Here is a 22,197-nt window from a genome sequence, read left to right on the forward strand (position 1 = left end):
CCTTCATTGGTAAATTGCTTAGGGGTTTTTTATTGCCTATTAATTCTCATCTTTCATTTCTGAAAACATCGTTGCCCAATCTTCTGTCACACCCATACTATTTAAATCTAAGCCTAAAACAGTCATATCTGGTAATTCTGTGTGCATTAAATTCGTTAATCTTGCCCACCACGTAGAGTTAGGGTTAATGGTGTTCATTAAGTGCTTTATTATACAGAAGAGTAGAAAAGGACGACTTTTTAGCCTGTCATGTTCCACAAATGGAGCAATCCAAGGCACTTCATTCTTTGAGGGTAATTTAGGGATCTCGACTACGTTAAGGTTCCAAAGTCGGCTATGGTGAGCACAGATATTACGCAAGTAGTTTAGAGAACGCAGCCAAGTTGATAATACTCGTCCATTAGTTAAGCCAAATTTAGCCGCAATGACATCTTGGTCGGCTTCTTTCATTCCGCCATATAAAAATGAAAGAGCTCCGAAATCCCACACTTCACTGCTGATCCATATTGGCAGTGGTAAACCATGTTTTTTCTTATTGTGCTTAATGAACGTCTCTTTTGAGCGGCTAATTAACCCTGCTTGTTTGCCCAACCAAGTATGATGCTCTGTTAATCCAGTATGAGGTTTTAAGGTTTTAGAAAATGACTCATGGAAAAAATCTGGATTTAGATAAGAGAATTTGTCTTTTTCACCCAAAAGATGTGCAATCTCAACACGAAAAGCAATTTCAATTCGCTCAAGGGCATCCATCGCTAACAGTCGTAATTTTTTATCAAAAACATACAGCCTGACCGCTTGCTCAAAGGTCGCCCCTTCTTTAAAACTGTCTAGCTTAATTTGTTTACCATCGACTTCTTCTTGCTGACGAAATGAATACCAATAGCCACTCAATCGGTAATAACCAATGCGCGATAAATAAGAAAGTGCTTTCTCGTCATCAGTAATCGTTAAACCACGCTCACGTAGCTTAACTATCATTTCTTCACAAGAGTGCCATGGTTTTTCATACGACATAAATAATTACGATTCCTTGTTATTTAATCACTAAATAATGCTAGAGGTAGCAAATGGTATATCAATAGATAATCAAAGTCCGGAGTAAGGTCCGGACCTTTAAATGAACTCCGGACCTTACTCCGGACCTTACTCCGGACTTTTATCAAACCGTAATGATTTATACAAACATCTGCTGTAATAAGCCTTTTTTGAATTGCTTGGTTAGCTCTACTTGTTGTGCTACTTCATCTATTTTTTTGTCAATAGATTGAAAGAACTGAGCAACTTTTTGCTGCTCTTTTAATGATGGTAGAGTTACCTTGAGCTTTGAAAATTCTGCCTGCCCTAATGTTTTATTTCGCCCAGCCCCACCGGGAGAAGCTAAGTTTAATAAATATTCGCCTTTGGGAGATAAGAAAAAATATAATAAGTAATCTAAATCTGATTTCCCCTCTTTAGGTATAAACATAGGGAAACGGTGCGAAGCAATAAAACCATTCTCATGTTCAGAAGTCACTGCTACAGCTCTTTCCCAAGCAAATACTATATTGATAATTAAAGCATTAGGATGAACCCAAAACACTCGCTTATTGCCTAGTTCTTCCCCTGATTTTTTATCTTTATGAAAAAGACCTTTGCCATGACAACGAATACCGATCTCTCTATATTCTTTAGCTTTTTCTACATCAACAGGATTATTAACGCGCTCAATAAATGAATCTAAACGATCCTGTTCCCATTCAGGAAACGCTTTCCCATCTTCATCTTTAAAGCGAAGCTGTTGACTAAATATCTGCTGCATTACGCCTTTTTTGTATTCTTTTAAAAGACGATACTTTTCTGTTAGTTGACTGATTTTTCTATCAACTGACGTTAGGAAAGATGCTATTTTTTTTTGTTCTTTAATTAGAGGCACGTAAACAGGAACACTGTAAATACCAGACGTATTTAAACTAGGAACGCCTGTTGCCTCGTTATATTTATACCAATTAATAGTCTGAGCCAACGAATAAACAAAATAAGGCTCTTGTCCTTGCTTTATGACCGTATAAAACAAAGTATCTACAGTCCAAAAGGGGGTTGTAATAAACAATGGTTTATCTATCGTGCCTTTTCGACCGATCAATACACTAGGTTGATTATATAAATATGAATCTACATATCGCATAATGCCACCAGAACCTAACATCGGGTAAATACCTTGATTTAGATGTTTATGGTCTTTTCCATATTTCAATTCAAATATGTCTTTTAGGTTTTTTAATTCCCAATTGTCCTGAAATTCCTCAAAACGTAAACTAGGCGTTAGTACCTGTCTCATCCCTTCACCTCAAACGGTGCATCAATACCCAACTCAGCACAAAAATCAGCAATCGTCTTACCTGTCTCTAACATGGTTTTATCGTTGTCTACTAACTGCTTTGCTACCGCAGCTAAATCGACGAGTTCCTCTTCTTCAAAGGTATCGACATAACGAGGAATATTTAGGTTGTAATCGTTCTCTTTTAACTCAGCTTTTGTAGCGATATGAGCGAATTTCTTTAATTCTTCTTCAGATAAGTTTTCACGCTTCGTCACTGCATTTAAAATGCGTTCTAAATCTGATTCACGAATAACGTTATTGTTTGTGCCTTTCTCAAAATGATTACTTGCATCAATGAACAACACATTATCATCATGCTTACGGTTCTTTTTAAGCACCAATACACAGGTAGGGATAGACGTACCAAAGAAGATATTAGCAGGTAGACCAATCACCATATCTAGGTAGTTTTTCTCAGCAATTAAATGCTTACGAATATGCCCTTCTGCTGCACCACGGAATAACACACCATGAGGCAATACCACTGCCATTGTGCCGTTGTCATCCAATTGATTAATCATGTGCTGAACAAAAGCAAAATCCGCCTTGCCCTTAGGGGCTAACTTACCGTAATCCGAAAAACGTTCATTGTTTAAATGCAATGGATTTGCAGACCATGACGCAGAGAATGGAGGGTTGGCTACAACAGCATCAAAACGATCATCAATATGTAATGGCACTTCTAAGGTATCGTCATTTTGAATATCAAATTTATTATAATGAACATCATGCATAATCATGTTCATACGTGCCAAATTGTAAGTACTTGGGTTTTGTTCTTGCCCAAAGAATTTTAAATCTTCGTTGTTGGCTTCTTTTGCAACACGTAAAAGCAATGAGCCAGAGCCACACGTTGGGTCATACACTGATTTAAGATTAAGATTATTAAGCGTCACTAACTTAGCCAACAACTTAGACACCATTTGAGGGGTATAGAACTCCCCTGCTTTTTTACCTGCACCACTGGCAAACATACCAATCAGATATTCATAGGCATCACCTAGAATATCAATTTCACTGCTTTCTAAGTGGAAATCAATATTGTCTAAATGCTTGAGTACTTGAGAGATAAGTTTGTTACGTGCATCAGGGGTTTTACCTAACTTATTTGAGGTTAAATCCAAATCATCAAACAAGCCGTTAAAATCTTCCGCACTGTCTGCACCCATGGTGCTATTTTCAATACTGTTAAGCACTTGGGTTACATCATCAAGAATAAACTCACCATCTTCGCCTGCTTTAGCGATAACGTGGAATAACTCAGACGGTGTAAAGAAATAACCAAGTTTATCTAACGCTTCTTCTTTTACGGCTTCTAGAATTTCTTTACCATCTTCTGTGGTGGTATTCACATTCGCAAAGATAACGCCATCTTCTGACAATATTTCATCTGCGTATTTATTGAGTTTATCTGATAGGTATTTGTAGAAGATTAAACCGAGAATGTAATCACGAAAGTCATCTGCTGACATATTGCCACGCAAGGTATTGGCAATGTTCCAAAGCTGTTTTTTAAGCTCTTGCTGATGTTGTTGTGCAACCATGATGAAAATACGAACCTATTTGATATTGAATTGGTTGAATTATATCAGATTGTTAGAAAGGGTTACTGCTATGCTGTCAGTAAAATTGCGTTTAAAGATGGAAATCTCATTGACTCTATTTATCTCTCTCATTATTCGCGCACGCGCACGCAGGGCGACCTTGCGTTTGAGCGTTTTTTTTAAAACTGATCATTGCTTATCTCCCCCCAAAAAGCAAAACAAACCGTAACCTTTTGTTTTTATTTAAAAATTAGTAATCAATCAAACATTAAAAAATAAAACAACTGATCAATCATCAATTTTGATCAAATTATCGAATATTTTTTCACCCTTTAAATACAATAACTTATCGGTTTCAGATATTTGTTTATTTGATCACTCTTTTTGCATTTTGATCAAAGTAATTACCTACATTAAGGTTGATATTTAAAACATTTAACTGGATTTTTTAGCCTTCATTCTACTGACACTATAGTTATTAATATAAATTCCAGCTTTCTTTGTTTCTTTTTTTGCATAATAACTTAATCGCGTTAATGCTATATGACGACTTTCCACATTATCTCTCTTTACGATTAGGGCTGCGTTATTCGGGTGTCTTACATGGCCACCACACAGATCATGCCAAATGCTGACCGCGATATCCCACAGTTTATAGATCCCTGCACAACATTGCTGGTTTACAAAAAAAGCAGCATGGTAATGTTGCGCCGTAGAATCCGCTTGCTCTCGAACCCACACATAACCAACACTGGTTGAGTAGCCTAAGGCTTTATAATGCTTTTTAACTTTAGGTATGTATTTATCAATAAATTGGCTCATTAATGTATTGCATACCGTCCCTCTTCCTTTTGAAAAATTAAACTGCAATAAGCCAACCAATACTCTTGAATGCTGAGATTGAATTACGGTTAACTGCTTTGCTATTGCATCCATAATGTTAACTATTAAGCCACTACGATAGAAAACAGGTGTATAAGTATCGCCATCCAAGTAATAAGCTAAATATTTATTATTTGGGTTGAGTATTATTTTTGGTATGTAATTTGCCATAATAATTAAATATACCTACTAAAAATCAAAACTATCTAGTATCCAAACTCTCTGGTATAGCAGGCTAGAAAGCTGTTTTTAAAGAAAATAATATTGCCGGAAAACGTTGTTTGCGAAGACGTTTTAGTCCAAAAGATGACAGATTGAGACACCTATAGACAAAAAAATGAGGTGTATGAACACCTCTATTTCAACTATGCACTAATGCTTATTTAAACGTCACGCCTGACCACGCTTCAATTTGATGTGTAGCCCACCCAACCGTTCTCCCTGTTTTGGTTTTAAATGGCGCTGGTAATAAACCTTTTTCTAGCCAACGTTCAATCGTTTTTGTGCTGATATTAAGTTGCTCTGCCAGCTCATGTTTACGGATTAATGGCGTTAATGGTGCAGATTGTACAATTCTTTTTGCAGCATCATTTGTCGGGTTTTTCTGAAACATTTTTCGTCCCTAGCTTACGTTAACATCAAGCCATTCATTAATAACATCCGCCTTCCATCCAAGGACAGTACCATTAATCTTAATTGGTGGAGGAAGTATCCCTTCTTTAATCCAACGCCAAACTGTAACGCGAGAACGTTGTAATACTTTTGATAATTGAGCAGGCGATACAAGTTGTTTCACGGGTAAAGTAGATGAAGTCATATTAATCCTTATGCATGAATAATTTATCAAGTGAAGTCTCTTGAAATAAATATTATCAGGAGAAACAAGTCACACAATAACTTATTGATAGTAAAGATTATTTATGAGTAAACAGCCACAAAATAAACTCGTAACACCTTCTCGTTATTTATCTCTCAATGTAGGGCTAAAATCTTAAATCTGTACAAAAAATCAGCTTAATAGCCATTTTTATTTAATTTAAAGCTGTCTTAAAGATTCAGTGACTTTCAAGGTCGATATGAATAGAGTGTCGATAGGTTATTATCAGAGGTAGTGAGGTGGGTAGGCTATTTACTAGTGCAGGGCTTTTTAAACATCATATGGCTATCTCTGCGATACCAATGTACTTTCATCTAAACTCTGAGATTAGAACCATATGATGTATTTGTTAAATTAAGGAGGAACGTTAAATAGATTTATCTAAACTAGATAATTTATCACACCACTTCAGTAACGCTTCTTTTTGTTCTTTTAGGTAATCGTATAAATCATAAACTTGCCACTGTCCTGCTAGTTTATGACCAAGCATGATTTCAGCAACGTGAGGCTCTGTTAATTGAGAAAAGTTTGTTCGTGCTGTTTTTCTTAGATCATGAACAGACCAATGCTCCAACTCAATTTTTTTATTTTTTCTAATCCACTGAGAAATATTGGGCGGTAAAGATAACGTAGCGCTTCTACTCATCTTCGCTTTTCTATCCGCATTCAAAAAAACATACTCACTTCCATCACTAATACTAAAAGCCTCTTCTAGTAGAATTTGAATTTCAGAAGTAATAGGTCTGAACAATGGCTTTTTAGTTATCTTCCCGATCTTATGATTCTTTGGAGGGATAGTCCAAATACCGTCAATAAAATTAAAATGCGATTTTTCACTACGTCTTAACTCTCCGTTTCGACACCCATAAATCAGACATAACTTTAAAAATATTTTGTTTTTTTTCGCCATTCTTGAGTGGTGGATAGCTTCTAGAAATAAACTGATCTCATCATCAGAAAAAAACCTATTATTTGTTTCCGTCTTTATTTGTAAATCCTTCTTTGCTGTAATTTGCTCTATCGGATTTTTATGAATTAATTCTCGTCTTACTCCCCAATTTAGCATCTGCTTTGAGTTAACTAAAACTCGATCAGCAATACTTTTACTTGATTTCATTATATTTTCTAAAAGATTCCACCATCGATTAGCTGTTACCTCGTTGACTGGTAAAGAACCAAGCTCAGGGAATACATGTAATACGAATGAACTTTTGATTTCTTTATGCATCGTTTTGTTAACTTTACAATAAGACTCATACCAAGAGCCAAAAAGCTCCTCTATCGTTATCGCTGTACTTATTTCTTGCTTTTCTAGTCTTTTGGCAATTTTAGGATCTCTTCCTTCTTCCAAAAAACCTTTTAGACGAAATGATTCTTGTCTTGCTTGCTTCAAACTTATCGTTGGGTATGACCCCAAATCTAAGCGAACTGGTTTGCCATCAAAGCGATATCGTAGCTGAAAGATAACCTTACCTTTCGTTGTCACTCGAACAGATAATCCATGACTATCTGATTTCTCTATTCGCTTATCTATTGCCTTTCCAACATGAGCCTTTAGCCAACTATCTGATAACGCCATAAATCCACCACTGTGTACACAAAGATCAATAAACCATCAGTTGATACTAATTTATGTACACAGCCATGTACACAAAATAGATGGTACGAAATGAAACAGAATGCAAGATGAGGAAATGGAACGATAGTGTACAAATAAGGAATTAGATTAATTTCAGTAAGTTGAAGGAGAAAAAGAAAGGGAATGAAACAGGATTATATCAGGTGAAACACGCTCAGTCATTTGGGTGAGAAATGATGGCAAACGTTCTGCGTTTACCCACTTCTTGTAAAAAAGACATAAGCGTTGATAATCCTGTAAGATTTCAGAAAGGATGTAATTAGGCGAGATTATACTCAAAGACGGCCATTATCTAAAGTACCGAATTAAAATAACCTCAGCATTAAATAAGAGGCATTTAAAAGAAAATATAACTCATGATAATAGCGTCTTCTTTACCAGTAGCTGTTGGGTAGTAATCATGACGTCGAGTGACTTCATTAAACCCTTCTGATTCATATAAAGAAATTGCTTTTACGTTACTTTCACGAACTTCAAGCCAAGCTGATTCAGCGCTTTGTTCCATGCACATATCAATAAAAAACTCAGTCAATTTACGACCAAGCCCTTTTCTTTGATGCGCAGGATCAATAGCAATATTCAGCAAGGTAACTTCGCCTACCACGTTTTGAGCATAGAAGTAGCCCACCACCTGATCATTTTCTAGCATCACTCGATGTTGCGCGCAGCGACTGTTCAGCTCCCGGATCATAGATTCTGCCCAAGGATGTGAATGTGCTGCGTTTTCGATTCTCCAAATATCATCTAAATGAGAATCAGAGATCGGTTGAATATTAATGGTCATAAGAACAAATTTGTCGCCATAAATCGCGTCGTGATTGAGTATTGGTATGCATTTCTGAAAGCAGTGGTGAGCTTAATGCTTTCACCCCTTCCAACTCAGTAATAGGTACACCCGAAAACCAAGACCATGTTAGCTTGTGTTCAGCTAAATACTCTAACGCGCTAGAAGGAAGAAATAACGCCTGCTCTGGTGATAATTTCATGCTCGCAAGTACCTTTCCAAAAAGAAAAGCATCGCGCTCAGTAGGAACCGCAGGAGCCACAAAAAGTAACTGACAAGTTTCTGGTAACGATATGGTATTGGCTTCTAATGTTGGAAAGTATTCAGGTTGTCGTACTTGCCAAACTGAAATATTCATTTCATTTAAAAACTGTAACGCTTGCTGTGGCATATCAATTCACTTGTCAATCTAGGGAGAAGAATATTATCAATATTCCTCAACTGATGCCACTTGTTGTCGGAGGGATTAAAGCGATAAATAAAAATGCTCATTAATCATAATGAGCATTCTATTATTGGATTATAGCAAATCAAACTCTGGGCAATATTCAATTAAGCCCGCTTTCCCTTCTAGAAACTCAGGAGAGCACGCCTTAATCATAAATGCCTCTTCTGGCACTTCCCATTTACAATTCATATTATATGTTTTTGCAGATTCAAAACCGAAACGTTGATAATAAGCGGGATCACCCAATACCACTGAAACCGGGTAACCCAATTCAGCTAAGGTTTCTAATCCCTCTTTCACTAAGGTTTGAGCAATACCTTGCTTTTGGTATTCTTTTTTAACGCACAATGGCGCTAAACCTTGCCAATTAAAATCTTCACCATCAAGTGTTACAGGGCTAAATAAGCAGTGTCCAATCACCTCTCCTTCATCAGAGCAAGCGACCAATGATAACGTTAAGTGACTGTTTTCACGTAAAGAAATCACAAGCTTTGCTTCTGCTTCTGTTTCAAAGGTTTCACGAACTAATCGATCTATCGTTAAAATATCCGCTGGCGCTTCAGTTCTAATAAGCATTTATCGTCTCTTTTACTTCAGGTTCTTGTAAACCTTGTTGGACAAAATTAGCCAACGTCATCAATGCTTGGTTTAAAGGTTTTGGAAGTGAATCAAGATCAACACTGTCCATTAAGTTTTTCACTTCAAGCCCAAGCTCTGTATCCCCTTCAATTTTAAGGCGACGTTGGAAAAATAGAGTGTCAGGATCTTCTTTACGGCCTGCAATTAAAATCAAATCATTTAATTGGCCACTAAAGCTTACATCATCACTCTCTTCTTTGTTTGAGACTATCAGTTTTTCATCTTGATAACTGATAAACCAATGTAATTCGAGATCAAGAATGGAAACTTTTAACCATTTATCCTCTAGAAACTCAAAATCTCCATCGTCAAGCGCTTCATGAAATACTTGTTTCAAGCCTTCGAGCAATGCCTTCTGTTGAACTGAAACAGGAACTAACTTTGCAGGAACTTTTAAGATCGATGCCGCATTTTTTACTAGTTTTGAACGAATTTGATTAATCACGCTTAATTTCCATTACATTTAGTCGATAACTGTAAGCAAGTATAAATTGATTGTCCGATATCTAACCTGTTTCTTATCAAAAAAAGTACTTATTACAATTTAGGGTAGAAAATAGGGATTCATTCAATGTATATTTTATCGTTCGACTTATAAATACTAATAATTATTACTAATTCTGGAAGTTATTTGTCTTCTTTTACTAAAAGCGGTAACACTATGTCTCTTTCTCAAATACAACACTGGCTTCCTTTGCTTACAGATAATAGTCCATTTCTGTTTGCTATTTTGGACACGGATCATAACTACGTTACCGTTAATAATCGTTACTGTGAAATCAGTGGGTTAAGTAGGGAAGCGTTATTCGGTCGTTCTGACACCGATATCTTAGGTGCTCATTTCTATTCCTCGCTTAAAGCTTATTATGATAGAGCCTTAAGTGGTGAAAAAATTGAAGCTGAAATCACATTAGACGATCATCGTTTTGATACCAGCCTTCACTTTAGTTTATTCCCCATAGAGCAGGACGATAACACCTACATTGTCTTTCACGCTGTTGATACTTCAGAACGACAACAACTACTTAATTCTTTAAAAGAAAGTGAAACCAAATATCATAAGCTTACCGAACTGCTAAATGACTCCGTCTTGCTGATTGAAGGGGATATTATTGTTTCAGCAAATACCGCTTCCGCCAAAATGCTTGGGTTTAATAAAGCCTCTGAATTTGTAGGTGAAAGCATTGAGCAGTTATTAACCTCCGCAAACAAAACTCAGTCACTTTCCGAAACCATTATTGAATTGGCATCAGAGCAATCTCTCATAGTAAGAACTACCGTTAATTGTGGCACCCGAGCTGAACTGATATTAACCGTTGAAAAAACACATATCCTAGGTAGCCCCGCTCATTTAGTTATTTTAAAAGAGCACAAAAAACAAACCAAAAATGAAAATCAAATCGCGGTTTCTCAAGTCGACCTATTAACCGGGATCTATAATCGACATGGTTTCACTCATGTTATTGAAAAAATGATTAAAGAAGACATTCCTTTTTTCATGCTTTACCTAGACATTGATAACTTCAAAAATATAAATGACTCTTTAGGCCACCACATTGGCGATAGAGTGTTAAAAGAAATTTCCACCCGCTTACAAAAATTACTTCCTAAACACGCTATTGTTGGCCATTTAGGTGGTGATGAATTTGGTATTCTTTTTCCAAAGCCTGAACATAATCAGATCCTTGACCAATTATCTGAAAAGATCATATCCCTTATTAACCAACCTTTTGATCTTGTTCACTTCTCTAAAAGACTCGCTTGTTCTATTGGTAGTGTTCAATACCCTGCCGATGGCACTGATGCACGCAGCTTATTACAAAATGCAGATACCGCAATGTATGAAGCAAAAGATCGCGGTCGTAATCGTTTAATCAAATTCCATGATCAAATGAACAAAGAAGCGCGTATGCGTTTATGGCTAGAGATTGAACTTCAAAAAGCGCTACAAAATAATGGGCTCGAAGTCTGGTATCAACCAAAAGTCAGCGCTCGTGATTTTAGAATTAATGGTGCAGAAGCCCTAGTTCGTTGGAAGCATCCTGTAGAAGGTTACATTAGCCCAGCTCGTTTTATCCCTGTTGCTGAGCGTTCAGGTTTAATTGAAACGCTAGGTAAAGTGGTTATGCGTGAGGTGTTTCAAACCGTTAAAGAGTGGCGTAATCAAGGTATTTTACCTGGCCGTATTGCAATTAATTTATCACCAGAGCAATTTGGTAATCCTCAGTTAATTGAATACATGGAACGTTTGCTTAAAACCACACAAGTTGACCCGAACTGCATCACTTTAGAGCTAACAGAAAGTGCTGTAATGAGTGATGGTGAACACGCCATTCAAATGCTAGATGCTATTAAAAAACTTGGCTTTACCTTATCTATTGATGACTTTGGTACTGGTTACTCTTCTTTGGCTTATCTTGCGCGCTTCCCTCTTGATGAACTAAAAATTGACCGTGGTTTTATCAATGAAATCGACACATTACCTAAACAAATCACCATCATTGAAAATGTGATTAATTTAGGCAAAAACTTAAACATGGATATCGTGGCTGAAGGGGTTGAGACAAGACAACAAGCGATGCTGTTATCCAGTTTAAATTGTGACTCCATCCAAGGCTTCCACTTCCATAAACCTCAACCAAAACATGAGATTGAAGCGCTATTAGTACAAAATAAACGTTCTAGATAATCAAATACTAGATAACTTAATACCTAGGAAGTACCTGCCACTTTCTAGGTATTACAACCAATTATGAAAAATTAAATCAAAAAAAGTCACCTTTCATACCATTCTATGTCAAAGCTGTATTTCAAGAACAAAAGAACCAAAAACCTGCCTTAAATCAAGTTTCAAAATTATCTTATCATTATCATAGAGCATCAGATTCTCGTAACTAGGTATTCTAATGGAACTCCTCTGCCCTGCCGGTAATTTACCTGCCCTGAAAACCGCAATCGATTGTGGTGCTGATGCGGTTTATATCGGTTTTAAAGACGATACTAACGCTCGCCATTTTGCAGGCTTAAACTTCACAGGTAAAAAACTTGAGAAAGCGGTGCAATACGTTCACGACAATAATAAGCATATTCATGTCGCTTTAAATACATTTGCTCACCCGGATGGATTTAGCCGTTGGACAAAAGCCGTTGATAACGCGGCAGCGATGGGGATCGATGCGCTCATTATCTCGGATATCGGGGTTCTAGAATACGCGGCAACCACTTACCCAGATTTAGAGCTACACTTATCCGTTCAAGCTTCGGCCACCAACGTTGCTGCGATTGATTTCTATAAGAAAAATTTCAATATTAAACGTGTAGTTTTGCCACGAGTTCTTTCAATCCATCAGGTAAAGCAATTATCACGTAACTTAACTTCTGATGTTGATTTAGAGGTCTTTGCGTTTGGTAGCTTATGTATCATGTCTGAAGGTCGTTGTTACCTATCCTCATACATGACAGGCGAATCACCAAATACGGTTGGTGCCTGCTCTCCAGCAAAATACGTTCGCTGGCAAGAAACTGAAAATGGCTTAGAATCACGCCTTAATAACATCCTTATCGATCGCTATGGTGAAGGTGAGAATGCAGGTTACCCTACCCTTTGTAAGGGGCGTTTTGACGTAGAAGGAAAAACCTTCCATGCGCTTGAGGAGCCGACAAGCTTAAATACCTTATCTCTTGTTCCTGAGCTTTTTGCTGCCAATGTCGCTTCAGTTAAAATTGAAGGTCGTCAGCGTAGCCCTGCTTATGTAGAACAAGTGACTCGAACTTGGCGTGCAGCCATTGATCACTATAAAGCAAACCCTGAAGGCTATTCTGTTGAACCTAAGTGGGATGCAACATTAGCTAATGTATCAGAAGGGACTCAAACAACCCTTGGCGCATATCACAAGAAGTGGCAATAGGAGAATATTATGAAATACGCACTAGGTCCACTTCTGTACTTTTGGTCAAAAGAAAATATTGAAGACTTTTACCAAAAATCGATCAACAGTGAAGCTGATATTATTTATTTAGGCGAAAGTGTTTGCTCAAAGCGCCGAGAAATGAAACCTAAAGATTGGTTTGCTATCGCTAAAGAGATTTCAGATTCTGGCAAGCAGGTCGTTTTATCAACCATGGCACTGTTAGAAGCACCAAGTGAAGTCAATGTAATGAAAAAGTACATTGATAACGGTGACTTCATTATTGAAGCTAACGATGTTTCTGCGATTCAATTAGCTTCAGATAGCAAGGTTCCGTTTGTGGTTGGCCCTGCCGTTAACTGTTATAACGCACAAACGTTAAATTTATTTTTAAAACAAGGCATGACTCGTTGGTGTATGCCGGTTGAATTATCACGCGAATGGCTACAAAACGTATTAATTCAATGTGATGAACTTGGTATTCGTAATAAATTTGAAACTGAAGTATTCAGCTACGGTTACTTACCACTGGCTTATTCAGCTCGCTGCTTTACCGCAAGAGCAGAAAACAAACCAAAAGATGAGTGTGAGACTTGTTGTATCAAGTACCCAAATGGCATCACCGTAAATAGCCAAGAAGGGCAAGAAGTCTTTACTTTAAATGGTATTCAAACCCAATCAGGCTACTGCTATAACCTTATCAATGACTTACCAAGTATGGAAAAGCTGGTTGATGTGGTCCGATTAAGCCCATTAAGCGTAGAAACCTTTAGCGAAGTCTCTAAATTCAAAGCTAATGAAGCAGGTATTGAAAAGTTTGCGTTAAAAGATTCTCGTCAATGCAACGGTTATTGGCACAATATCGCAGGGCTAGATATCCAAATCTAGTATAAGCCTTAATGATACAAAAAAGCCCTTACTTCGCTTAGAACTAAGGGCTTTTTATAAACACTAAATACAGCGTTATTCCGCTAACGCTTCTTCTTTTAATACTTCTTTTTCTGTACTTTCAGCAACAGGATCTTCTTTCGATTCTAATGCTTGCTGTTCTTTTATCTTCTGCTCTTGTAACTCACGTAATGATTGGTAGATTTTACCAAGCTCAACAAAAGAGTAGCGATGTTCAACATATTCATACACATTGCCTGCCATTGCTAATTTATACAGAGCAATCGCATTAGAGTAATCGCCTTCATGTTGATAACGCTTAGCTAAGTAAAAATACCCTTCCGTTAGTTTTTCTGCCAATGCAACGTTATTACGAGTGGTAGTCAGAAGCTTTTTATAAAACTCATCTTCTGAGGTCTCTTTTAAAATAAGTCCTGCAAGATCCCATCCAAAATCTTCATCCGCTCTTTGTTGATATTGTTTTTGGAAAGTTTCTGTTGCTACTTTCGCATCCACTTCTAATCCAATCCAATATAACCAAATAGCACGATATGGGTCTCGTGGTGCATCGTTATAATGTTTTGTGGCAATTTCATAAGCTTGATCGTAACGCTCGCCATAATAAAGGGCGATGGCTAGATTGCGCTCTGCAAATTGATTCGATGGATCTAGCTCTAATGCAGAGTCTAATGCTTCATAAGCACCATCAAAGTCAGTATTTTGCGTGTAATACACACCTAAAATATTAAAAACATCACTTTGATCTGGTTTTAAATTAAGAGATTGGGTGAAGTCTACACGAGCTAAATCACGTAAACCTAAACTGTCATTAATTAAACCACGCTCATAAAACATTTTAGCACGAGTAATATCATCAACATCTGGTCGTAGTAATAATTGATCTAAACGAGACAATTGAATCTCTTGCTGGATGCTTGGTTGCAAAGGAACCGCCATTGGTGGGTAACCCCAACCAGAGGAGTTTGATGCACACCCTGATAATACTAATACTGCGCCTACTAACGCAACTCGAATCCAATTCACTCATTTTCTCCTATGATAAGCCAATTTCTTTTAACGATACTTAAAAGAAAAGGGAGCACTTCTGCTCCCTTTATAACACGCTTTAAATCAAAAGACTGTAATCAATAAGATTATTCTGCGTCTTTTGCTTCAGCAGCAGGTGCTGGGTTTAGCTCAGCATTTGCTTCTTTAATACTTAGACGAATACGGCCTTGACGGTCGATTTCTAGTACTTTAGTTTTCACTTCTTGACCAACTTGTAGGTGATCAGCCACTTTCTCGATGCGCTCTTCAGCGATTTGAGAAATGTGTACTAGACCTTCTTTAGGACCAAGAACCGTTACGAACGCACCGAAATCTACGATACGCATAACTTTACCTGTGTAGATCTTACCCACTTCAACTTCAGCAGTAATTTCTTCGATACGACGGATAGCTTCTTTAGCAGCAGCACCTTCAGTCGCAGCGATTTTGATAGTACCGTCGTCTTCGATTTCGATAGTTGTACCAGTCTCTTCACAAAGAGCACGGATAACTGCACCACCTTTACCGATAACATCTTTGATCTTATCAGAGCTGATTTTCATTGTGTGGATACGTGGAGCGAACTCAGAGATATCTTCACGAGCACCAGAGATTGCTTCATCCATAACAGTAAGGATGTGCTTACGCGCACCTTGTGCTTGGTTTAGAGCGATCTGCATGATCTCTTTAGTAATACCTTCGATTTTGATGTCCATTTGAAGAGCAGTAATACCTTCGTTAGTACCCGCTACTTTAAAGTCCATGTCACCTAGGTGATCTTCGTCGCCAAGGATGTCAGAAAGAACAACGAAATCGTCGCCTTCTTTAACAAGACCCATTGCGATACCAGCAACAGATGCTTTAATTGGAACACCAGCATCCATAAGTGCTAGAGAAGTACCACATACAGAAGCCATTGAAGATGAACCGTTAGATTCAGTGATTTCCGATACTACACGTACTGTGTATGGGAATTCTTCAACAGAAGGCATAACCGCTTGAATACCGCGCTTAGCTAATTTACCGTGACCAATTTCACGACGCTTAGGTGAACCAACAAAACCAGTCTCACCTACACAGTATGGAGGGAAGTTGTAGTGTAGAAGGAAGTGATCTTTCTTCTCACCCATTAGGCTATCGATGATTTGCGCATCACGTTGTGTGCCAAGCGTTGCAGTAACAAGTGCTTGAGTTTCACCACGAGTGAATAGAGAAGAACCGTGTGTACGTGGAAGAACACCAGTACGTACGTCTAGCGCACGAACCATGTCTTTTTCACGACCATCGATACGTGGGTGACCAGCAATGATGCGGCTACGTACAACTTTTTTCTCTAGAGAACCAAGCATGCCACGGATTTCACGCTCGTCTAGTTCTTCGTTTTGAGCTAGAAGTGCTTCAACAGCTTCGTTTTTAATTACGCCAACTTGCTCGTAACGCGCCATTTTTTCAGTGATTTGGTACGCTTCAGAAAGACGAGTTTCTGCAAGCTCAGCAACTTGTGCTTTAAGCTCTGTGTTTACTTCTGGAGCAGTCCAATCCCAAGCAGGAGTAGCAACTTCAGCAGCAAACTCGTTGATAGCTTTGATTACTACTTGTTGTTGTTCGTGACCAAACACAACAGCAGAAAGCATTTCTTCTTCAGATAGGTTGTCAGCTTCTGACTCAACCATTAATACTGCGCCTTCTGTACCAGACACAACTAGGTCTAGTTTAGAGTTTTCAAGCTCAGTGTTTGATGGGTTAAGAACTAGCTCACCATTAATGTGACCAACACGTGCAGCACCGATAGGACCATTGAATGGTACACCAGCAATAGAAAGCGCAGCAGACGTTGCGATCATAGTGATCATGTCTGGGTTTACGTCAGGGTTGATAGAAACAACCGTAGCGATAACCTGAACTTCGTTTTTAAACGCACTTGGGAAAAGTGGACGAATTGGACGGTCGATTAGACGTGCCGTTAGTGTTTCGCCTTCAGAAGGACGACCTTCACGCTTGAAGAAACCACCAGGGATTTTACCAGCAGCGTATGTACGCTCTTGGTAGTTCACTGTTAGTGGGAAGAAATCTTGACCTGGTACTGCGTCTTTCTTAGCAACAACAGAAACGAATACTGATGTATCGTCCATGCTTGCCATTACAGCTGCAGTTGCTTGACGTGCCATTACGCCCGTCTCTAGAGTTACGGTATGGTTACCGTACTGAAATGATTTTACGACTGGATTCGCGAACATTATTTTTCCTTTATTCTTAACTGCTGGATCATTACTGACCTGAATTAAGAAAATTTAAGTGTTAACTCAATCTATTACCAATCGCGACTAGTACAAATTTACTGACGAAAAGATAACTTGTAATAGTCGCGACCTAGTGGCCGACTTCGGTGACTGTAATAGTTGAATAAAATGATAACGTTAAAAACGCACACTGCGATTTCAACGGCCATAGTATACCCCAATTGAGGCAATATGCGAGGTTCAGAAATGAAAAAGGAGAGTTATACCAAGGGACATAATATTGCAGGTATAAAAAAAGGAGCGATAAACGCTCCTTTTCGTCAAACTGTCTTTACAGACATCGCAAATTAGCGACGTAGGCCTAGACGTTTGATTAGATCTTGGTAACGAGCAAGGTTTTTGCCTTTCAGGTAATCAAGAAGCTTACGACGGCTAGAAACCATACGTAATAGACCACGACGGCTGTGGTGATCGTGCTTGTGATTAGCAAAGTGACCTTGTAGGTGGTTGATAGAAGCAGTAAGTAGTGCTACTTGTACTTCTGGTGAACCTGTATCGTTTTCACATTGTGCGTATTCTGCAACGATTGCTGCTTTAGTTTCTGCATTCAGAGACATAATTCTCTCCTGATAAGAGTTGTTTAATATTTGTAGTAGCCAATCTCTGATTCAGCCACTACGCGAAGGGCGAATTATACGGATGAACAATAATAAAGCAATAAAAAAAGAGCAAAAACCACAAGGCTTTTGCTCTTTCTTGAATTATGCAATTTACGTAGGTTTACTTATCTTCTTCGACTTCGTCTCTAAAAACAACCAAACGCTTAGGTGCAACACGACCATCATCATCGATATGACCAACGCCGATAAACAAACGTTCTTCACCCGATGTCATGCGAACGATACCCTCTTGAGGAGCACCAAACACTTGAACCGGTTGACCATGAAGAACATGATCAGCCAATTCTGGGATCATATTAACTTCAGGCAAATCTTGAACCGCTGAGTCCATAGGCATAAGCAATGGATCAAGTAATTCACGTGGCGCACGATCTTCACGGTGTGCTTGCTCAAGCAATGCTTCTAAGTGCTCAATCGTTACCATATTTTCATATGGGTAGTTTGATACACCTGTACGACGTAAATAAGTTACGTGCGCACCACAACCAAGCATTTCACCTAGATCATCGGTAATAGTACGGATGTAAGTTCCTTTTGAACAGTGAACTTCCATCTCAACTTCTTGACCTTCAAATCGGATCAATTCAATTGAGTAAACCGTGATCTTGCGTGATTCACGTGGTACCTCAATGCCTTCACGTGCGTATTCATACAAAGGGCGACCTTGGTATTTTAATGCCGAGAACATTGATGGAATTTGATCTGTTGTACCACGAAATTTCGCAATACAGCGCTCAAGTTGGCCACGGTCGACTTTCACTTCACGAGTTTGAACGACTTCACCATCGGAATCCGAAGTATTAGTACGTTCACCAAGTTTAGCGACAACACGGTAACGCTTATCAGAATCTAAAAGAAACTGAGAAAACTTAGTTGCTTCACCAAAACATAATGGAAGCATACCTGTTGCAAGTGGATCAAGTGCGCCTGTATGGCCTGCTTTTTCAGCAAAGTAAATACGCTTTACTTTTTGCAGTGTATCGTTCGATGTAATTCCAGTTGGTTTATCAATTAAGATAACGCCATTAACAGGACGACCCTTACGACGGCGAGCCATTACTCTTCACCTTCATCTGATTCAGAACGACCAGATTCAGCCATCTTACGCTTATCGGTATTCATCACGTCTGTTACCAAGTTAGACATACGCATACCTTCAACAAGAGTATTGTCATAAGTAAAACGAACTTCAGGCGTTAGACGGTGACGGATACGCTTGCCAAGTAACATACGAACTGGAACTTCATGCTCTTTTAGTGCAGCTAGGCAAGATTCAGGGGTTTGATCACCTACACAGAAGAAAGTAACGAATACTTTTGCGTAAGCAAGGTCACGAGACACTTCAACATCTGAAATAGTAACCATACCGATACGTGAATCACGAACTTCACGTTGTAGAATTAAAGCTAATTCTTTTTGTAATTGCTGCGACACACGTTGTGTGCGGCTAAATTCTTTTGACATATCATTTCTCTCTTAGAAAGATGGGGGGCGTGGTAATTACCAGCCCCCCATGGTGTATTCAACAACCGATTATTACGTAACGTTACTGATAACGTTAGTAATTATAGTCAATTAGTCAAGAGTACGTTGAATCTCAACAATTTCGAATACTTCGATTTGGTCGCCAGCACGAACATCGTTGTAGTTCTTAACGCCGATACCACACTCGTAACCATTTTTAACTTCAGCAACGTCATCTTTAAAGCGACGTAGTGACTCTAGCTCACCTTCGTAGATAACTACGTTTTCACGTAGAACACGAATTGGGTTGCTACGCTTAATTGTACCTTCAGTAACCATACAACCAGCGATAGCGCCAAGTTTTGGAGACTTAAATACTTCACGTACTTGTGCAAGACCAATGATTTCTTGACGGAATTCAGGAGCAAGCATACCGCCCATCGCCTGTTTAACTTCGTCAATCAATTGGTAGATGATTGAGTAGTAACGTAAATCTAGGTTTTCATTCTGTATAGTGTTACGCGCAGTTGCATCAGCACGAACGTTGAAACCAAGAATGATAGCGTTAGAAGCTGCTGCAAGCGTTGCATCAGTTTCAGTAATACCACCAACACCAGAACCTACGATGTTAACTTTAACTTCGTCAGTAGACAGTTTAAGTAGTGAATCAGCGATAGCTTCAACAGAACCTTGTACGTCAGCTTTAAGTACTACGTTAAGCTCAGCAACTTCACCCGCTTCCATGTTTGCAAACATGTTTTCAAGCTTAGCTTTTTGTTGACGTGCTAGTTTAACATCACGGAATTTACCTTGACGGTAGTTTGCAACTTCACGTGCTTTACGCTCATCACGAACTACTGTTGCTTCGTCACCTGATGCAGGAACACCAGAAAGACCAAGGATCTCAACTGGGATTGAAGGACCCGCAGTGTCAATGTCTTTACCGTTTTCATCGCGCATTGCACGAACACGGCCGTACTCTTGACCACAAAGAACGATGTCGCCTTTGTTTAGAGTACCAGACTGAACAAGAACAGTAGCAACAGGGCCACGGCCTTTGTCTAGACGAGATTCAACAACAACGCCTGACGCCATACCATCTTTAACCGCAGTTAATTCAAGTACTTCAGACTGAAGAAGGATAGCTTCTAGAAGACCTTCAATGTTTGTACCTTGCTTAGCAGAGATATGAACAAACATGTTCTCGCCGCCCCACTCCTCAGGAATAACATCATATTGAGCAAGCTCATTTTTAACGTTATCTGGGTTAGCGCCTTCTTTATCGATTTTGTTTACAGCAACAATCAGAGGTACACCAGCCGCTTTTGCGTGTTGGATAGCTTCGATTGTTTGTGGCATAACGCCATCATCTGCAGCAACAACAAGAACAACGATATCTGTCGCTTGAGCACCACGAGCACGCATAGCGGTAAACGCTGCGTGTCCAGGAGTATCAAGGAAAGTGATCATACCGTTGTCAGTTTCAACGTGGTATGCACCGATGTGTTGTGTAATACCACCCGCTTCTGCATCAGCAACGTGTGCACGACGGATGTAATCTAGTGTAGAAGTTTTACCGTGGTCAACGTGACCCATGATAGTAACAACTGGAGCACGAGATACTGCTTCTGCTGTGTTATCACGATCTGACAGTACTGCTTCTTCTAATTCATTTTCTTTACGAAGAACCACTTTATGACCCATTTCTTCAGCAACTAGTGCCGCTGTTTCTTGGTCGATAACTTGGTTGATAGTCGCCATAGCGCCCATCTTCATCATAACTTTGATTACTTCTGTTGCTTTAACAGACATTTTGCTTGCTAGTTCAGAAACAACGATTGTTTCACCGATAGCAACCACTTGCTTAGCAACGGTTGCTGTCTTATCAAAGCCGTGTTGCATAGAAGTTGGTTTGTTTACTTGAGGCTTTTTATTGCGACCGCCACGTTGGTTGCGACCACCGCGAGGAGCAGCTGCTTCAGCAGGTTTTGCTTTTTTCTTACGACGACGAGGTTGTTGCTCATCTTTACGGTCTGCTGCATCTTCTGCTTCACGAGCGTGAGATGACGTTGTTACGTGGTAATCTGCAGTTTTTTCAGCTGCTGATTTTTTCTGCTCTTCTTCTTTCCAACGAGCTTCGTTTTCTTCAGCAAGTTTACGAGCTTCTTCAACCAGTTTTGCAGCTTCTGCTTCTGCTTTACGAGTCGCTTCTTGTTCCTGACGAAGTTTTAGTTCATCAGCTTCTTTTTTCGCTTGATCGTTTTTAGTAGTCATTTCTTTTTTAGCCTTTTCAGTTTCAGCACGTTTCGCTTTTTGTTCAGCGTCACGTTTTGCTTTAACCTCTGCTTCAGCATCACGCTTAGCTTTTTCTTCCGCTTCACGTTGTGCTTTTTGTTCAAGTTCGCGAACTGCAGCATCCTCTGCATCACGTTTTGCTTGTTCTTCAGCTTCTGCTTTCAGTTGCTCAGCTTTTTTCTCTTCTTCAAGTGTACTTGCTTTTACATAAGTACGTTTTTTACGTACTTCAACTTGCACATCTTTACTTTTGCCGCCAGACCCAGCAACACTTAATGTGCTGCGAGTCTTGCGTTGAAGAGTTAGACGGGTTGGTGATGCGCTTTCATCAGCGCTACCATGCTCTTTCTTTAGGTGAACTAGCAATGATTGCTTTTCACCTTCAGATACAGAGTCACCATCTTTTTTGTTTATACCAGCATCCGAAAATTGCTGAAGTAAGCGGTCAACCGGAGTTCCAATTTCTTCACTAAGTGCTTTTACCGTAAGCTTTGTCATACCGC

Annotated in this window: 20 protein-coding genes; 3 read left to right on the forward strand and 17 right to left on the reverse strand. The window is 39.0% G+C overall.

The window, feature by feature from the left end:
* Positions 1 to 39 precede the first annotated feature (39 nt).
* The 11 genes from PVK70_RS01405 to ubiT all read right to left on the reverse strand — a co-directional run bounded on the left by PVK70_RS01405 (position 40) and on the right by ubiT (position 9,617).
* Entirely contained in the window at positions 40 to 1,014 is a 975-nt protein-coding gene (locus PVK70_RS01405; protein WP_130046850.1) for an Abi family protein, read from the reverse strand.
* Positions 1,015 to 1,174: 160 nt separating this feature from the next.
* Positions 1,175 to 2,317 carry a restriction endonuclease subunit S gene (locus PVK70_RS01410; protein WP_130046851.1) on the reverse strand — a complete coding sequence of 381 codons (1,143 nt, stop codon included), beginning with the start codon at positions 2,315 to 2,317 and terminating at the stop codon, positions 1,175 to 1,177.
* Complete coding sequence (locus tag PVK70_RS01415) at positions 2,314 to 3,903, reverse strand: type I restriction-modification system subunit M (RefSeq protein WP_130046852.1); 1,590 nt, start codon at positions 3,901 to 3,903, stop codon at positions 2,314 to 2,316. Before PVK70_RS01415 ends, PVK70_RS01410 begins: the two co-directional genes overlap by 4 nt.
* 435 nt (positions 3,904 to 4,338) lie before the next feature.
* Positions 4,339 to 4,956 (reverse strand): YagK/YfjJ domain-containing protein, encoded by a 618-nt coding sequence (locus PVK70_RS01420; RefSeq protein ID WP_130046853.1) that lies wholly within the window; start codon positions 4,954 to 4,956, stop codon positions 4,339 to 4,341.
* Between the two features lie 208 nt (positions 4,957 to 5,164).
* Positions 5,165 to 5,398 (reverse strand): helix-turn-helix transcriptional regulator, encoded by a 234-nt coding sequence (locus tag PVK70_RS01425; RefSeq protein WP_130046854.1) that lies wholly within the window; start codon positions 5,396 to 5,398, stop codon positions 5,165 to 5,167.
* A 9-nt stretch (positions 5,399 to 5,407) separates the two neighbouring features.
* Positions 5,408 to 5,602 carry a helix-turn-helix transcriptional regulator gene (locus tag PVK70_RS01430; RefSeq protein ID WP_130046855.1) on the reverse strand — a complete coding sequence of 65 codons (195 nt, stop codon included), beginning with the start codon at positions 5,600 to 5,602 and terminating at the stop codon, positions 5,408 to 5,410.
* Positions 5,603 to 6,029: 427 nt separating this feature from the next.
* On the reverse strand, positions 6,030 to 7,241 hold the full coding sequence (locus tag PVK70_RS01435; protein ID WP_130046856.1) for a tyrosine-type recombinase/integrase: 1,212 nt from the start codon (positions 7,239 to 7,241) through the stop codon (positions 6,030 to 6,032).
* 397 nt (positions 7,242 to 7,638) lie between these two features.
* Complete coding sequence (gene rimI, locus PVK70_RS01440; protein ID WP_130046857.1) at positions 7,639 to 8,085, reverse strand: ribosomal protein S18-alanine N-acetyltransferase; 447 nt, start codon at positions 8,083 to 8,085, stop codon at positions 7,639 to 7,641.
* Positions 8,075 to 8,476, reverse strand: coding sequence for a DNA polymerase III subunit psi (locus PVK70_RS01445; protein WP_130046858.1), 402 nt, complete (start codon positions 8,474 to 8,476; stop codon positions 8,075 to 8,077). The genes rimI and PVK70_RS01445 overlap by 11 nt, the downstream gene beginning before the upstream one ends.
* A 129-nt stretch (positions 8,477 to 8,605) precedes the next feature.
* Complete coding sequence (locus PVK70_RS01450) at positions 8,606 to 9,109, reverse strand: GNAT family N-acetyltransferase (protein WP_130046859.1); 504 nt, start codon at positions 9,107 to 9,109, stop codon at positions 8,606 to 8,608.
* Positions 9,099 to 9,617, reverse strand: coding sequence for a ubiquinone anaerobic biosynthesis accessory factor UbiT (gene ubiT, locus PVK70_RS01455; RefSeq protein WP_130044291.1), 519 nt, complete (start codon positions 9,615 to 9,617; stop codon positions 9,099 to 9,101). The genes PVK70_RS01450 and ubiT overlap by 11 nt, the downstream gene beginning before the upstream one ends.
* A 216-nt stretch (positions 9,618 to 9,833) precedes the next feature.
* Here ubiT and PVK70_RS01460 point away from each other — a divergent pair, with 216 nt between their 5' ends.
* The 3 genes from PVK70_RS01460 to PVK70_RS01470 all read left to right on the forward strand — a co-directional run bounded on the left by PVK70_RS01460 (position 9,834) and on the right by PVK70_RS01470 (position 13,968).
* Entirely contained in the window at positions 9,834 to 11,861 is a 2,028-nt protein-coding gene (locus tag PVK70_RS01460) for a putative bifunctional diguanylate cyclase/phosphodiesterase (protein ID WP_130046860.1), read from the forward strand.
* Between the two features lie 217 nt (positions 11,862 to 12,078).
* Positions 12,079 to 13,080, forward strand: a complete 1,002-nt coding sequence (gene ubiU, locus PVK70_RS01465; RefSeq protein WP_130046861.1) for a ubiquinone anaerobic biosynthesis protein UbiU — start codon at positions 12,079 to 12,081, stop codon at positions 13,078 to 13,080.
* 9 nt (positions 13,081 to 13,089) lie between these two features.
* Positions 13,090 to 13,968: a U32 family peptidase gene (locus PVK70_RS01470; RefSeq protein WP_130046862.1), complete on the forward strand. Its 879-nt coding sequence runs from the start codon at positions 13,090 to 13,092 to the stop codon at positions 13,966 to 13,968.
* A gap of 75 nt (positions 13,969 to 14,043) precedes the next feature.
* On the opposite strand, the gene nlpI is transcribed toward PVK70_RS01470, so the two are convergent.
* The 6 genes from nlpI to infB form a co-directional block, all read right to left on the reverse strand.
* A complete protein-coding gene (gene nlpI / locus PVK70_RS01475) occupies positions 14,044 to 15,012 on the reverse strand; it encodes a lipoprotein NlpI (RefSeq protein WP_130046863.1) in 969 nt (322 codons plus the stop codon).
* Positions 15,013 to 15,122: 110 nt separating this feature from the next.
* On the reverse strand, positions 15,123 to 17,252 hold the full coding sequence (gene pnp / locus PVK70_RS01480) for a polyribonucleotide nucleotidyltransferase (RefSeq protein WP_130044296.1): 2,130 nt from the start codon (positions 17,250 to 17,252) through the stop codon (positions 15,123 to 15,125).
* 350 nt (positions 17,253 to 17,602) lie between these two features.
* Positions 17,603 to 17,872 carry a 30S ribosomal protein S15 gene (gene rpsO / locus PVK70_RS01485; RefSeq protein ID WP_130044297.1) on the reverse strand — a complete coding sequence of 90 codons (270 nt, stop codon included), beginning with the start codon at positions 17,870 to 17,872 and terminating at the stop codon, positions 17,603 to 17,605.
* Between the two features lie 163 nt (positions 17,873 to 18,035).
* The gene (gene truB, locus PVK70_RS01490) at positions 18,036 to 18,992 is read right to left on the reverse strand and encodes a tRNA pseudouridine(55) synthase TruB (RefSeq protein WP_130046864.1); all 957 of its coding nucleotides are present in this window, start codon (positions 18,990 to 18,992) and stop codon (positions 18,036 to 18,038) included.
* Entirely contained in the window at positions 18,992 to 19,399 is a 408-nt protein-coding gene (gene rbfA, locus PVK70_RS01495; RefSeq protein WP_130044299.1) for a 30S ribosome-binding factor RbfA, read from the reverse strand. Before rbfA ends, truB begins: the two co-directional genes overlap by 1 nt.
* Positions 19,400 to 19,510: 111 nt before the next feature.
* Entirely contained in the window at positions 19,511 to 22,192 is a 2,682-nt protein-coding gene (gene infB, locus PVK70_RS01500; protein ID WP_130046865.1) for a translation initiation factor IF-2, read from the reverse strand.
* Between the last annotated feature and the right edge of the window lie 5 nt (positions 22,193 to 22,197).

This window comes from Aliivibrio sp. A6, from assembly GCF_028765505.1.
Classification (GTDB): domain Bacteria; phylum Pseudomonadota; class Gammaproteobacteria; order Enterobacterales; family Vibrionaceae; genus Aliivibrio; species Aliivibrio finisterrensis_A.

Coding starts and splice junctions, on each gene's coding strand:
- PVK70_RS01405 (WP_130046850.1), bottom strand. CDS start 1,014: ATGTCGTATGAAAAACCATGGCACTCTTGTGAAGAAATGATAGTTAAG.
- PVK70_RS01410 (WP_130046851.1), bottom strand. CDS start 2,317: ATGAGACAGGTACTAACGCCTAGTTTACGTTTTGAGGAATTTCAGGAC.
- PVK70_RS01415 (WP_130046852.1), bottom strand. CDS start 3,903: ATGGTTGCACAACAACATCAGCAAGAGCTTAAAAAACAGCTTTGGAAC.
- PVK70_RS01420 (WP_130046853.1), bottom strand. CDS start 4,956: ATGGCAAATTACATACCAAAAATAATACTCAACCCAAATAATAAATAT.
- PVK70_RS01425 (WP_130046854.1), bottom strand. CDS start 5,398: ATGTTTCAGAAAAACCCGACAAATGATGCTGCAAAAAGAATTGTACAA.
- PVK70_RS01430 (WP_130046855.1), bottom strand. CDS start 5,602: ATGACTTCATCTACTTTACCCGTGAAACAACTTGTATCGCCTGCTCAA.
- PVK70_RS01435 (WP_130046856.1), bottom strand. CDS start 7,241: ATGGCGTTATCAGATAGTTGGCTAAAGGCTCATGTTGGAAAGGCAATA.
- rimI (WP_130046857.1), bottom strand. CDS start 8,085: ATGACCATTAATATTCAACCGATCTCTGATTCTCATTTAGATGATATT.
- PVK70_RS01445 (WP_130046858.1), bottom strand. CDS start 8,476: ATGCCACAGCAAGCGTTACAGTTTTTAAATGAAATGAATATTTCAGTT.
- PVK70_RS01450 (WP_130046859.1), bottom strand. CDS start 9,109: ATGCTTATTAGAACTGAAGCGCCAGCGGATATTTTAACGATAGATCGA.
- PVK70_RS01460 (WP_130046860.1), top strand. CDS start 9,834: ATGTCTCTTTCTCAAATACAACACTGGCTTCCTTTGCTTACAGATAAT.
- ubiU (WP_130046861.1), top strand. CDS start 12,079: ATGGAACTCCTCTGCCCTGCCGGTAATTTACCTGCCCTGAAAACCGCA.
- PVK70_RS01470 (WP_130046862.1), top strand. CDS start 13,090: ATGAAATACGCACTAGGTCCACTTCTGTACTTTTGGTCAAAAGAAAAT.
- pnp (WP_130044296.1), bottom strand. CDS start 17,252: ATGTTCGCGAATCCAGTCGTAAAATCATTTCAGTACGGTAACCATACC.
- rpsO (WP_130044297.1), bottom strand. CDS start 17,872: ATGTCTCTGAATGCAGAAACTAAAGCAGCAATCGTTGCAGAATACGCA.
- truB (WP_130046864.1), bottom strand. CDS start 18,992: ATGGCTCGCCGTCGTAAGGGTCGTCCTGTTAATGGCGTTATCTTAATT.
- rbfA (WP_130044299.1), bottom strand. CDS start 19,399: ATGTCAAAAGAATTTAGCCGCACACAACGTGTGTCGCAGCAATTACAA.
- infB (WP_130046865.1), bottom strand. CDS start 22,192: ATGACAAAGCTTACGGTAAAAGCACTTAGTGAAGAAATTGGAACTCCG.